Raw genomic sequence first — 12,970 nt, 5'->3', positions numbered from 1 at the left:
GGGGCGTGGCAGCACAGCTTGCGGTGCGGGACCGTCGTGGGGGGAATTTCTCCAGCTCAGCGGGGTGTGGGGGGAAGTTCCGCAACCGTCGGGGGTGCCGGGGTGTCCCATCCCTCGGGCATGCGCGCCAAAGAATTGGACAGGCGGGCCGGGGTCGGCCGCATGATGGAAAAGCCACGGCCAGGCAATGCGTACGTAACGAGACAGAGGGAGTCGCCGTGAGGGTCGGAATCGTCGGAGCCACCGGTCAGGTCGGCACGGTCATGCGCAGGATCCTCAAGGAGCGGGCTGCAACTTCTCCCCTTGGCCCGGTCACGGAACTGCGTCTGTTCGCCTCGGCCCGCTCGGCGGGGACGGAGCTGGACGGCGTCACGGTGGAGGACGCGGCCACGGCCGACTACAGCGGCCTGGACATCGTGCTGTTCTCGGCGGGCGGCGCGACCTCGAAGGCGCTGGCGGAGAAGGTCGCCGCGCAGGGCGCGGTCGTGATCGACAACTCGTCCGCGTGGCGCAAGGACCCCGAGGTCCCCCTGGTCGTCTCCGAGGTGAACCCGCACGCGATCGCGAACCGCCCCAAGGGCATCATCGCCAACCCGAACTGCACGACGATGGCCGCGATGCCGGTCCTGAGGCCGCTGCACGACGAGGCCGGCCTCGAGGCGCTGGTCGTCGCCACCTACCAGGCGGTGTCCGGCTCGGGCCTCGCGGGCGTGGCGGAGCTGCACGGCCAGGCGCAGAAGGTCGTCGCCGAGGCGGACAAGCTCACGCACGACGGCGAGGCGGTGGCCTACCCCGACCCGCAGGTCTACCAGCGCCCGATCGCCTTCAACGTCGTCCCGCTCGCCGGCTCGATCGTCGACGACGGCCTGAACGAGACGGACGAGGAGCAGAAGCTCCGCAACGAGTCCCGCAAGATCCTGGAGATCCCGGATCTCAAGGTCGCCGGCACCTGCGTCCGCGTCCCGGTCTTCTCGGGCCACTCCCTCCAGGTCAACGCCCGTTTCGCGCGCCCCCTGTCCGTGGAGCGCGCCACGGAGCTGCTCTCCTCCGCCGAGGGCGTCGTCCTCACCGACATCCCGACGCCCCTCCAGGCGGCCGGCAAGGACCCGTCGTACGTCGGCCGCATCCGCGCCGACGAGACGGTGGACCACGGCCTCGCCTTCTTCGTCTCCAACGACAACCTCCGCAAGGGCGCCGCGCTGAACGCGGTCCAGATCGCGGAGCTGGTGGCGGCGGAGCTGAAGGGCTAGCCCCTCCCAGGGCCTCCCAGGGCCTCCTAGCCCCTCCGGGCCCGCTGGACCTCGTACAGAAAGCACCCGTACTCGACGGCCCTGACGTGGACGAGCGCCACGTCGGGGTCGTCGAAGGCGTCCCGGAAGGCGCGTACGAAGTCGCCGTCGGTGACCAGTTCCCCGCCGAGGATGTGCCCGTCGGCGGAGTACCGGCGCACGGTGCGGTGCGTCTCCGTGAACGGCAGCCCGTCACCGGTCGCCCCCGGACACCCCCGGCCATGGATGAAGACCGGCCCCTGCTCGTCGTAGGCCCCTGGCTCGGCCCCGCCGCGGGCCGCCCACCGCCGCAGCGGCGCGTACGACACCAGCGCGATCGACTCCCCCTTCCGGCTGCGGCGCAGACAGCACCGCAGCGGCGCACCGCCCTCCCGGTCGGCGAAACCCACGGTCTGCCGCCCGGCGTCGTCGACGGCACGCAGTTCGTCGAGGACGTCCGCCGGAATGGGCCTTGGGCTGTACGTGACAACTGTCGTGCTCGGCGTTTCCGTTTCGGTCATACGTCCACCCTGGCGCCGCGTCGGCCGCGTCACCGGCGGAATCCCGACGTCGAGCCGCTGAGCTGTGCTACGGTCGTGGCGTTGCAGTTGTGGTACCCATGAACCTATGTGCGCCTGACGGGAATGTTTATCCTTCGGGCGCATTATTTGTTTGTTTTCCGGAATCTCCGGATGGGGCCTCTGCTTACAGAATGCCTACTGAAGGAGAAGGAAATGGCACAGGGAACCGTGAAGTGGTTCAACTCTGAAAAGGGCTTCGGCTTCATCGCGCAGGACGGCGGCGGCCCCGACGTCTTCGCCCACTACTCGAACATCGCGAGCCAGGGCTTCCGTGAGCTGCAGGAGGGCCAGCGGGTCTCCTTCGACGTCACGCAGGGCCAGAAGGGCCCGCAGGCGGAGAACATCGTCCCCGCCTGATCGCCGGACGCGTATTCCGCTCACCGGGGTCCGCACCATCACGGTGCGGACCCCGGTTTGTGCTGTTTCCAGGAAGGCAGACCCCGCATGTCCCGCAGGCCCCAGCAGAGAACGAACCGGCGTACCTCGTCACCCCCGGCGCCTTCCGCGTCGTCGCCGAGGGAATTCCGGCTGCCGGAAAGCACGACGCCGGCGCTTCCCGCCGCCCCGGACTTCGCCGCGCTGGACATGCCGGCGGGTCTGCTGAAAACCCTCACCGCGCAGGGGGTGACCACCCCGTTCCCCATTCAGGCCGCCACCCTGCCCAACTCGCTCGCCGGCCGTGACCTGCTGGGACGGGGGCGCACCGGTTCCGGCAAGACCCTCGCGTTCGGGCTGGCGCTGCTGGCCCGCACGGCGGGACTGCGGGCGGAGCCGAAGGCACCGCTCGCCCTGGTGCTGGTACCCACCCGTGAGCTCGCCCTCCAGGTGACGGACGCGCTCACCCCCTACGCGACGGCGGTGAACCTCCGGCTGGCCACCGTGGTCGGTGGGCTGTCCATCACCCGGCAGGCCGACGCGCTGCGGCGCGGCGCCGAGGTGGTCGTGGCGAGCCCCGGCCGGCTCAACGACCTCGTGGAACGCGGGGACTGCGTCCTCGGCGACGTACGCATCACGGTGCTGGACGAAGCCGACCAGATGACCGACATGGGCTTCCTGCCGCAGATCACCAAGCTGATCCGGCAGGTACGGCCCGACGGACAGCGCCTGCTGTTCTCGGCCACCCTGGACCACAACATCGACCGCCTCGTGCAGCGGTTCCTGACCGACCCCGTGGTGCACTCCGTGGACCCCTCCGCGGGAGCGGTGACCACCATGGAGCACCACGTCCTCCACGTCCAGGACGAGACCGACAAGAAGGCCGTCACCGCGCGCATCGCGGCCCGTGACGGCCGGGTCATCCTCTTCCTCGACACCAAGCGGTCCGCCGACCGGCTCGCCAAGCGGCTCCTGGCCGTCGGCGTCCGCGCGGCGGCACTGCACGGAGGCCGCTCCCAGCCGCAGCGCAACCGCACCCTGGAGCAGTTCAAGAACGGTCAGGTCACCGCGCTGGTGGCGACGAACGTCGCGGCCCGGGGCATACACATCGACGACCTCGACCTCGTCGTGAACGTCGATCCCCCCACCGACCACAAGGACTACCTCCACCGGGGCGGCCGCACGGCCCGCGCCGGCGACTCCGGCAGCGTGGTCACCCTGGTCCTGCCCGACCAGAAACGGGAGGTCACCCGGCTCATGTCGGACGCGGGCATCCGCCCCCGGACGGCCCGCATCAGATCGAGCGACGACACGGAACTGGCCGCCCTCACCGGCGCCCGCGAGCCCTCCGGCGTGGCCGTCACCATCGAGGCCCCCCAGCCGCCGGCACCGACGGCGTCCCGCCCGCAACGGAAATCAGGCACCGAGCCGAACAGCCGCCCGTCCCGCCGCCGCCGGAACAGCAGCGGGACCGGGACCGGGGCCGCCTCGACGGGTACTGCCGCCGGGGCGAGGGGGCGGGACTCCGGTCGCCGGGGCGCAGCCGGGTCGGCTGCGGCCGATGCCGCCTCCACGGGCGGCGGGCGCGGCTCCGCCCGCCGGTCGGGATCCGGTGGGACCACGGGCCGCGCCGCCGACGCGGGCGGTCGCGGCCCCGGCCGCGGCACCGACCGCCGGACCACGGCCGACGCGGCCACCGGCGCCAACTCCGGCAAGGCCGCCCGCGGATCCGGCCGACCACCGACAGCCTCCGGCGGGACCTCGGGCGGCACCGCCGGAACGGGCAGTCGCGGCACCAGCCGCCGAGCCACGGCCGACGCGGCCACCGGCGCCAATTCCGGCAAGGCCGACCGCCGGGCCACGGCCGGCACCCCCGGTCGCGGCACACGCGGAGCCGGCCGACGAGCGGGGAACCGCGGGGCCGGCGCCACGGACAGCGCTGCTGGGGGCGGCGGGCGCGGCTCGGACCGTCGAAGTGACCGCCGTGGAGCTTGAGAGCGGTACCTGACCAGAAACCTCTGAGGGGCAGTGGTTGGTGCCGCCTCCGTGGGCAGCGGGCGCGGTTCCCCCCGCCGGTCGGACCCGGCGGGCCACGGGCGGCGCCGCCAAAGCGGGCGGCCGCGGCACCGACCGCCAGACCACGGCCGACGGGCCGGCGGTCGGTGCCGCGGATCCGGCCGGCAGAGGGCGGACCATGGAGCGGCGGGCGGGGGTGCCGGGGGTGGTGGGCGCGGGTCGAGCGCCGGGGTGACCGCCGGGGTGGTTGAGAGCCACGCGGCCGGGGCCCCAGGCGTGATGGCGTCTGCGTGACCGCGCGCCGGGGGCGGTGCTCTGGGCGGACGGGCCGTCACCCCCTCGAAGGGGGCGCGTCACCCCCTCGAAGGGGGCGCGTCACCCCCTCGAAGGGGGCGCGTCACCCCCTCGAAGGGGGCGCGTCGCCCCTCGAACGCGCTCGTCGGCCCGCCCGTAACGTCGTCGCCCCGCGCACCCCTCCCGTGGAAGGATGGCGCAACCCACACATAACGAGGAGATGACCGCGTGCCTGGCACAAACCTGACTCGCGAAGAGGCGCAGCAGCGGGCGAAGCTGCTCACCGTTGACTCGTACGAGATCGATCTCGATCTGTCCGGCGCGCAGGAGGGCGGCACCTACCGGTCCGTGACGACAGTGCGCTTCGATGTCGCCGAAGGCGGCACCGAGTCCTTCATCGACCTGGTCGCCCCGGCCGTCCACGAGGTCACGCTCAACGGCGATCCGCTGGACGCGGCGGAGGTCTTCGACGACTCGCGGATCGCGCTGCCGGGCCTGCTTCAGGGCCGTAACGTCCTGCGCGTCGTCGCCGACTGCGCCTACACCAACACCGGCGAGGGTCTGCACCGGTTCGTCGACCCGGTCGACGAACAGGCGTACCTGTACACGCAGTTCGAGGTGCCGGACGCCCGCCGGGTGTTCGCCTCCTTCGAGCAGCCGGACCTGAAGGCCACGTTCCAGTTCACGGTGAAGGCGCCGACCGGCTGGACCGTCATCTCCAACTCCCCGACGCCCGAGCCCAAGGACGACGTCTGGGTCTTCGAGCCGACGCCGCGGATCTCCAGCTACATCACCGCGCTGATCGTGGGGCCGTACCACTCCGTGCACAGCGTGTACGAGAAGGACGGGCAGTCCGTCCCGCTCGGCATCTACTGCCGGCCGTCGCTCGCCGAGTTCCTCGACTCGGACGCGATCTTCGAGGTGACGCGGCAGGGCTTCGACTGGTTCCAGGAGAAGTTCGACTACACGTACCCGTTCAAGAAGTACGACCAGTTGTTCGTGCCGGAGTTCAACGCGGGCGCGATGGAGAACGCGGGCGCGGTCACCATCCGCGACCAGTACGTCTTCCGGTCCAAGGTGACCGACGCGGCGTACGAGCTGCGCGCCGAGACCATCCTGCACGAGCTGGCCCACATGTGGTTCGGCGACCTGGTCACCATGGAGTGGTGGAACGACCTGTGGCTGAACGAGTCGTTCGCCACCTACACCTCCATCGCCTGCCAGGCGTACTACCCCGAGTCACGGTGGCCGCACTCGTGGACCACCTTCGCCAACTCCATGAAGACGTGGGCGTACCGGCAGGACCAGCTGCCGTCCACCCACCCGATCATGGCCGAGATCCGTGACCTGGACGACGTCCTCGTCAACTTCGACGGCATCACGTACGCCAAGGGCGCGTCCGTGCTGAAGCAGCTCGTCGCCTACGTCGGCATGGACGAGTTCTTCAAGGGCGTCCAGGCCTATTTCAAGGCGCACGCGTACGGCAACACGCGTCTGTCGGACCTGCTGGGCGCCCTGGAGAAGACCTCGGGGCGTGATCTGAAGGCCTGGTCGAAGGCGTGGCTGGAGACGGCCGGCATCAACGTCCTGCGCCCCGAGATCGAGACGGACGCGAACGGTGTCATCACCTCCTTCGCGATCCGCCAGGAGGCCCCGGCGCTCCCGGCGGGCGCCAAGGGCGAGCCCACCCTGCGGCCCCACCGCATCGCCGTCGGCCTGTACGACCTCGACGACGCCAGCGGCAAGCTGGTGCGCGGCGAGCGCGTGGAGCTGGACGTCGACGGCGAGCTGACCGTCGTACCGCAGCTCGTCGGCAAGCGCCGTCCGGCGGTCGTCCTGCTCAACGACGACGACCTGTCGTACGCGAAGGTCCGGCTCGACGAGCAGTCCCTCGCCTTCGTCACCGAGCACCTCGGCGACTTCGAGTCCTCCCTCCCCCGCGCCCTGTGCTGGGCATCGGCCTGGGACATGACCCGGGACGCCGAACTGCCCACCCGTGACTACCTGTCCCTGGTGCTGTCCGGCATCGGCAAGGAGTCCGACATCGGTGTCGTGCAGTCGCTGCACCGTCAGGTCAAGCTCGCCATCGACCTGTACGGCGACCCGGCCGCCCGCGAGGCCCTCCTCACCCGCTGGACCGACGCCACGCTCGCCCATCTGCGGGCGGCCGAGGCGGGCGGCGACCACCAGCTGGCGTGGGCGCGCGCGTTCGCGGCCACGGCCCGTACGCCGGAGCAGCTGGACCTGCTGGAGGCCCTGCTGGAGGGCTCGCAGACGATCGAGGGCCTGGTCGTGGACACCGAGCTGCGCTGGGCGTTCGTGCAGCGGCTCGCCGCCGTGGGCCGGTTCGACGAGGCGGAGATCTCCGGCGAGTACGAGCGTGACAAGACGGCCGCCGGTGAGCGCCACGCGGCGACCGCCCGGGCCGCGCGTCCGACGCCGGAGGCCAAGGCGGAGGCCTGGGCGTCGGTCGTCGAGTCCGACAAGCTGCCCAACGCCGTCCAGGAAGCCGTCATCGGCGGCTTCGTCCAGACCGACCAGCGTGAGCTGCTCGCCCCGTACACCGAGAAGTACTTCGAGGCGGTCAAGGGGATCTGGGACACCCGTTCGCACGAGATCGCCCAGCAGATCGCGGTCGGCCTGTACCCGGCGATCCAGGTCTCCCAGGAGACCCTGGACAGGACGGACGCCTGGCTGTCCTCCGCCGAGCCGAACGCGGCCCTGCGCCGCCTCGTCTCCGAGGCCCGCGCGGGCGTGGAACGCGCGCTGAAGGCCCAGGCGGCCGACGCGCGGTAGTCCGTACGACGGTGGGGGCGCCCGGTGTCGCACCGGGCGCCCTCGCTCATGTCCCGGTGAGGTGGCTGCGCGCGCACACGCGGAAGGCGGTCACCAGGCGGCTCCGGTCGCCGGCCCGGGTGGCGAGGGCGACCTGGCTGGGCTCGACACCGTGCAGCGGGACGGTGGTGAGATCGGGGCGCAGATGGTGGCCGCGGATCCCGGCCGTGATGACCAGGGCCCGGCCCTCGGCGACGACCTCCAGCTTGTCCTCCAGGGCCTGCACGAAGGGGCCGTCGGGTGCCGGACGGCCGTCCGGGCGGGGGTCGATGCGCCAGAAGGCGCTCCACTCCGGATCGGCTCCGGTCACCTGGGGCAGCGGTTCGTCGGCGATGTCGTCGACGGTGACGGACTCCTTGCCGGCCAGCCGGTGGTCGAGCGGGACGACCACGACCCTGGGCTCCTCGTAGAGGACGGTCATGTCCAGCCCGTCGCCGGGGAAGGGCAGCCGGACCACCAGCGCGTCCACCGTGCGGTCGAGCAGGGCCGCGCGTGCCTCGGTCCAGTCCAGATGCATGGTCCGTACGTCCGCGTCCGGGTGCCGGCGCCGCAGTTCGCGCACGGCCGGGGTGACGATCAGTCCGCTGGAGAACCCGACGGTGATCCGGCCGGGCTCGGCCGCCGCCCGGGCCTGCGCGGCGGCCTGTGCGGCGGAGCGCAGCAGTGCCCGGGCCCCGGGCAGGAACACCTCGCCCGCGTCGGTGAGCCGGGTGCCCTGCGGGGTGCGGTCCAGGAGGCGGGCGCCCACCTGCTGTTCGAGCCGGCGGATCTGCCGGCTCAGGGAGGGCTGGGTGATGTGCAGGGCCTCGGCGGCGCGGCCGAAGTGGCGGTGCTCGGCGACGGCGGCGAAGTACCGGACCAGCCGGAGATCGAGGTCGGCCATGTCTCCAGCCTATCCACCTGCGGTGATGCCCGAAGCGTATTGCGCCATACGAAAGAAGCCTTGGACGCGCGGGGCCACTCCTTCCGAGGATGGAGTCACCGCCACTCACTTCCTCTTCGAAGGGCTTCGCCATGCGTGTGTTCGTCACCGGTGCCACCGGTTTCATCGGTTCCGCCGTCGTCCGTGAACTCCTCGACGCGGGTCACCGGGTCACCGGGCTCGCCCGCTCGGACAGGGCCGCGGCGGCATTGACGGCCGCCGGGGCCGGGGTGCACCGCGGAGACCTCTCCGACCTCGGCAGTCTGCGCGCGGGGGCGGTCGCGGCCGACGGCGTCGCCCACCTCGCCTTCATCCACGACTTCTCGGACTTCGCCGGGGCGTGCGCGACCGACCTGCGGGCCGTGAAGGCGATCGGGGCGGCACTGGAGGGCTCGGGGAAGCCCTTCGTGATCTCCTCGGGGACGGCCGGTCTCGCCCCCGGGACGGTCGGCACGGAGGAGGACACGGTGGACTCCGAGTCGTTCGGCGCGCTCCGGGGCCGGGCGGAGACCGCGGTCGTGGAGATGGCCGGGCGAGGGGTACGGACCTCGTCCGTCCGCTTCCCGCCGTCCGTGCACGGCCGGGGCGACCGCCTGGGCTTCGTCCCGCAGTTCATCTCCCTCGCCCGGGAGAAGGGCTTCGCGGCCCACATCGGTGACGGCGCCAACCGGTGGCCCGCCGTGCACGTCTCTGACGCGGCCCGCCTGGTCCGGCTCGCGCTGGAGTCGGCACCGGCGGGCAGCCGTCTGCACGCCGTCGGCGAGGAGGGCATACCGCTGCGTGACATAGCCGCCGCCATCGGCCGACAGCTGGACCTCCCGGTCGCCCCGGTCGCTCCCGAGGACGCACCGGCGCACTTCGGCTGGTTCGCCATCGCCACCGCTCTCGACGTACCGGCGTCGAACGCACTGACGAGGAAATGGCTCGGCTGGGAACCGACGGGTCCGGGGCTCCTCGAAGACCTCGACGAGGAGCACTACTTCGCCGTGTGATGCCCCGTCAGTGACGACCTGTCCAGTACGGCCATCCGCGCGCGGATGTCGTCGGCTTCGGGCATGCCGAGTCCGGCGTACAGGGCCGGCGCCCGCTCGTAGCACCGGAGCCCCCGACAGGTGTCGCCCAGGGCGTGGTGAGCGCCGCCGAGTCCCCTGTGGGCGCCGGCCCGCAGGCCGGGATGGCCGATGTCCTCGGCGATGGTGAGGGCGTCGGTGTGGTGGGTGAGGGCATCGGCGTGGCGGTCGGCGGCACGGGCGGCCTCACCGAGCCCGTTGAGCGCCCTGGCCTCGCCGTCCCGGTCGCCGTTCTGCAGGTGGATGGCGAGCGCCTGCCGGTGGTACTCGGCGCCCTGCTCGGGCCGGTCGAGCCGGGTGTGGACGACACCGAGGGCGCGCAGGGCCCCGGCTTCGCCGTACCGGTCGCCGACCTCCCGGAACGGGGCCAGGGCCTGTTCCTGGTGGCGGGCGGCCGAGTCGAGCCGGTCGAGTCGCGCCTCGACCGTGCCGAGGTCGTTCAGCGCGTGGGCCTCCAGATACCGGTTGCCGGTCCGGCGCAGCAGGGCCAGCCCCTCCCGGAGATGGTCGGCGGCCTCTCCGTAGCGGCCCAGTCGGCCCTCGACGGTGGCGAGGTCCTTCAGCGCGATCGCCTCGCCCGAGCGGTCCCCGGCGTTCCGCAGCGGGCCCTGACCGGCACGCCGGCGCACCGGCGCACCGGGTGAGCCTGCGGCTGGCGGACGGCCTCAGCGTCGAGTACTCCACCGACGGCTGTGTCGCCCGGGCGCGCGCCGAGGTGTACGGGGCGGACTGGAACACGGTGGCTCTCCTCACCGTGGGACTGGCGAACCATGTGATCGGCGCCGTCGAGGCGGACTCCGCCCACCGTGCCGCCGTCCGGCGCTGGTCCGCGTGCATGACGAAGGCGGGACAACCGGCGAAGGACCTCCAGGCCCCTCGGAAGGCCGTCGACTCCCGCCTGCGGAAGGTCACGTCGGAGGAGGACCTGCGCGCAGTCGGCCGCGACGAGATCCGCTCGGCACGCGCCGACGCGGACTGCCAGGCCGGCACGGGGCTCTCCGAAGCCGTCCGGGACGTCCAACGGGCGGTCGAGAAGCGCCTGTTGACGGCAGGCGACAGAAAGACCGTGGCGAGCTACCTGGCGGACAGGCGCAGGGCACTCGCCGCCACCGACGCATGACGGACGACAGCGCGCGCCGCACGGGGTCGGCGCGCTCTGACCGTCAGCCGACATGGGTGGCCAGGGCGGCCTCGATCGCGGGCGCGTCGGCGGTGTCGGACGCCCAGGCCACGTATCCGTCGGGGCGCACGAGGAGGGCCGTACGGCGGTCGCTCGCCCAGTGTTCGACGGTGAGCCGGTCCTTGCGGGCGGCGCTTTGGCCGTCGTGGCCGTCGTGGTTGTCATTGCCGTCGTGGTTGTCATTGCCGTCGTGGTTGTCATTGCCGTCGTGGTTGTCATTGCCGTCGTGGCCGTCCGGGGTGATCAGGACGAACCTGCCGCCGCGCAGGGCCTCGTAGAGGCGGCCGCCACCGGCCAGGGCGACGTCCGGGACGCGGGTGCCGGTGAGGCGGTGGGCGCCGCGCGGGGCGGGGTAGCGGTAGCCGATGCCGGTGATCTGGCCGACCGCTCGGCGTCGGGCGGGGGCGGCGGTGTTCAGGAAGGCGGTGAGGCCGGCGCGCAGGGCCAGGGTCCAGGGGCGCTTGGCCATCGCCATGCGGACGATGCCGCCGCTGCTGCGCAGCACGGACCGGCCGACGGGGTGGCGTTCGGCCTGGTAGGTGTCGAGCAGTTCCGGGCCGGTGTGGCCGTGGAGCACCTGGGCGAGCTTCCAGCCCAGGTTGGCCGCGTCCTGCAGACCGGTGTTCATGCCCTGGCCGCCGGCCGGGGTGTGCACGTGCGCGGCGTCGCCGGCCAGAAAGACACGGCCGACGCGGTAGGCGGGCGCCTGGCGTTCGTCGCTGTGGAAGCGGGACATCCAGCGGGCGTCGTACATCCCGAAGTCCCGGCCGAGGGCGAGGCGCGTGACCTCCTTGACCTCCTCCAGGTCGAGGGGCTCGCTGTCGGGGACGTTGCGGGCGCGGTTCCAGCCGATCACCCGGTAGTAGCCGTCGCCGAACGGGGCGAGGAAGGCGAAGGCGTCGCCCACGGCGTTGACGGTGAGCAACGACTCGGGCTCCTCGGCGAGCCGGACGTCCGCAAGGACGACGGAGCGGATGACGGAGTGGCCGGGGAAGTCCAGCCCGACGGCGTTCCGTACGGCGCTGCGCATGCCGTCGGTGCCGACGACGTACGCGGCGCGCAGGTACTCGGTGTCCCCGGCGGCGGTGTCCCCGGCGGCGGTGCGGACGGTGACGGCGACCCCGTCCGCGTCCTGTTCGAGGCCGGTCACCTCGGTCTCGTACCGGAACGTGACCCCGGCCTCCGTCGCCCGCCGCAGCAGGGCCTTCTCCACCTCGTACTGCGGGATGACGAGGAGGTGGTTGAAGCGGGAGGGGAGGGTGTCGAGGGCGATGGTGAGCCGGCCGAAGAGCCGGAGGCGGTCGAGGGGGCGACCGGCCTGCTCGATCTCGTCGGCGAGCCCGCGGGCGTCGAGCTGTTCGAGGGTGCGGGCGTGCAGGACGAAGGCGCGGGAGAGGTTGCTGATCTTCCGGGGGCGCTTTTCGAGGAGGGTGACGGGGACGCCGGCGGTGGCGAGGTCACCGGCGAGGAGGAGGCCGGTGGGGCCGGAGCCGACGACGATCACGTTGCCGTTGGTGCCAGTGGTTCCGGGGGTTCCGGTGGTTCCGGGGGTCGTGCCCGTGGTGCCGGTGGTGCCGGTCATCTTGGCCTCCTGAGATGCCAACGCTTGCTGGTCAACGCTTGTTGGTCAACGCTTGTTGGCAAACATAGGGCCGGCCGCGCGGCACTGTCAACACCCGTTGGCCAACACTCGTAGACCAACGAGCGCAGGCCAACAGATGCCGACCAACACTTGTTGACCCACACTTGTTGACCCACACCTGTTGGCCTACGCTCGTTGACATGAAAGGCAGCAACAGCAGCAGCACAGATTCCGCTTCCGGCACCCCCCGCCGACGCTCGGACACCACCCGCACCGCGATCCTCGACGCCGCCCGCGAACGCTTCGCCGCCGACGGCTACGAGAAGGCGACCATCCGCGTCATCGCCAAGGACGCCGGCATCGACCCCTCCATGGTCATGCGCTACTACGGCAACAAGGAGGGCCTGTTCGCGGCGGCCGTCTCCATCGACCTGAAGCTGCCCGACCTCTCCACGCTCCCCCGCGAGAACACCGGCCACGCCCTCGTCACCCACTTCCTCGCCATGTGGGAGCGGAACGAGGTGCTCACAGCCCTGCTCCGGGTCGGCGTGACCAACGAGGCCGGCGCCGAGCGGATGCAGAGCATCTTCCGCGACCAGCTCATGCCGCTCGCCCACACGGTGTGCCCCGACCCGCTCCAGGCCCCCACCCGGGCCGGCCTGGTGACAACCCAACTCCTCGGCCTGGCCCTGACCCGCTACGTCCTACGCCTTCCCCCCGCCGTGGCCCTGAGCCGCGAGGAGATCGTGGCCTGGCTGGCACCCACGGTCCAGCGCTACCTGACGGCACCGCACCCGTCGGCCTGACCCGCGCCCATTCCGCCCATTCCGCCCGTGGTGGGCATGGA

The 12,970-nt window shown here is 72.1% G+C and carries 11 protein-coding genes; 7 read left to right on the top strand and 4 right to left on the bottom strand.

From position 1 onward, the window contains the following. Positions 1-218: 218 nt before the first annotated feature. Positions 219-1,250: an aspartate-semialdehyde dehydrogenase gene (locus ACLZN2_RS22660; RefSeq protein WP_416980816.1), complete on the top strand. Its 1,032-nt coding sequence runs from the start codon at positions 219-221 to the stop codon at positions 1,248-1,250. 26 nt (positions 1,251-1,276) lie between these two features. Here the strand turns inward: ACLZN2_RS22660 and ACLZN2_RS22655 are convergent, their stop codons facing one another. Then, positions 1,277-1,789 carry a DUF1203 domain-containing protein gene (locus ACLZN2_RS22655; RefSeq protein WP_416980815.1) on the bottom strand — a complete coding sequence of 171 codons (513 nt, stop codon included), beginning with the start codon at positions 1,787-1,789 and terminating at the stop codon, positions 1,277-1,279. A 213-nt stretch (positions 1,790-2,002) separates the two neighbouring features. Between ACLZN2_RS22655 and ACLZN2_RS22650 the strand changes: the two genes are divergently transcribed. The 3 genes from ACLZN2_RS22650 (at position 2,003) to pepN (ending at position 7,330) form a co-directional block, all read left to right on the top strand. After that, positions 2,003-2,206, top strand: coding sequence for a cold-shock protein (locus tag ACLZN2_RS22650; protein ID WP_055635265.1), 204 nt, complete (start codon positions 2,003-2,005; stop codon positions 2,204-2,206). 87 nt (positions 2,207-2,293) lie between these two features. Next, positions 2,294-4,219, top strand: coding sequence for a DEAD/DEAH box helicase (locus ACLZN2_RS22645; RefSeq protein WP_416980814.1), 1,926 nt, complete (start codon positions 2,294-2,296; stop codon positions 4,217-4,219). Positions 4,220-4,762: 543 nt separating this feature from the next. Next, positions 4,763-7,330, top strand: a complete 2,568-nt coding sequence (gene pepN, locus ACLZN2_RS22640) for an aminopeptidase N (RefSeq protein ID WP_416980813.1) — start codon at positions 4,763-4,765, stop codon at positions 7,328-7,330. Positions 7,331-7,376: 46 nt separating this feature from the next. Here pepN and ACLZN2_RS22635 read toward each other — a convergent pair whose 3' ends face one another. Further along, positions 7,377-8,252: a LysR family transcriptional regulator gene (locus ACLZN2_RS22635; RefSeq protein ID WP_416980812.1), complete on the bottom strand. Its 876-nt coding sequence runs from the start codon at positions 8,250-8,252 to the stop codon at positions 7,377-7,379. 131 nt (positions 8,253-8,383) lie between these two features. On the opposite strand from ACLZN2_RS22635, the gene ACLZN2_RS22630 reads away from it, so the two are divergent. Then, entirely contained in the window at positions 8,384-9,283 is a 900-nt protein-coding gene (locus ACLZN2_RS22630; RefSeq protein WP_416980811.1) for an SDR family oxidoreductase, read from the top strand. On the opposite strand, the gene ACLZN2_RS22625 is transcribed toward ACLZN2_RS22630, so the two are convergent. Then, positions 9,268-9,990, bottom strand: coding sequence for a tetratricopeptide repeat protein (locus ACLZN2_RS22625; protein ID WP_416980810.1), 723 nt, complete (start codon positions 9,988-9,990; stop codon positions 9,268-9,270). The two genes, ACLZN2_RS22630 and ACLZN2_RS22625, sit on opposite strands and share 16 nt — an antisense overlap. A gap of 11 nt (positions 9,991-10,001) precedes the next feature. Here ACLZN2_RS22625 and ACLZN2_RS22620 point away from each other — a divergent pair, with 11 nt between their 5' ends. Beyond that, on the top strand, positions 10,002-10,481 hold the full coding sequence (locus ACLZN2_RS22620; protein WP_416980809.1) for a hypothetical protein: 480 nt from the start codon (positions 10,002-10,004) through the stop codon (positions 10,479-10,481). A 43-nt stretch (positions 10,482-10,524) separates the two neighbouring features. On the opposite strand, the gene ACLZN2_RS22615 is transcribed toward ACLZN2_RS22620, so the two are convergent. Beyond that, positions 10,525-12,123 carry an FAD-dependent monooxygenase gene (locus tag ACLZN2_RS22615; RefSeq protein ID WP_416980808.1) on the bottom strand — a complete coding sequence of 533 codons (1,599 nt, stop codon included), beginning with the start codon at positions 12,121-12,123 and terminating at the stop codon, positions 10,525-10,527. Positions 12,124-12,323: 200 nt separating this feature from the next. Between ACLZN2_RS22615 and ACLZN2_RS22610 the strand changes: the two genes are divergently transcribed. Then, complete coding sequence (locus ACLZN2_RS22610; RefSeq protein ID WP_416980807.1) at positions 12,324-12,929, top strand: TetR family transcriptional regulator; 606 nt, start codon at positions 12,324-12,326, stop codon at positions 12,927-12,929. Positions 12,930-12,970 lie beyond the last annotated feature (41 nt).

Origin of the sequence: Streptomyces sp. T028 (assembly GCF_048159505.1) — a bacterium.
Classification (GTDB): Bacteria; Actinomycetota; Actinomycetes; order Streptomycetales; family Streptomycetaceae; genus Streptomyces.
This window is presented reverse-complemented; position numbering and strand designations above follow the sequence as displayed.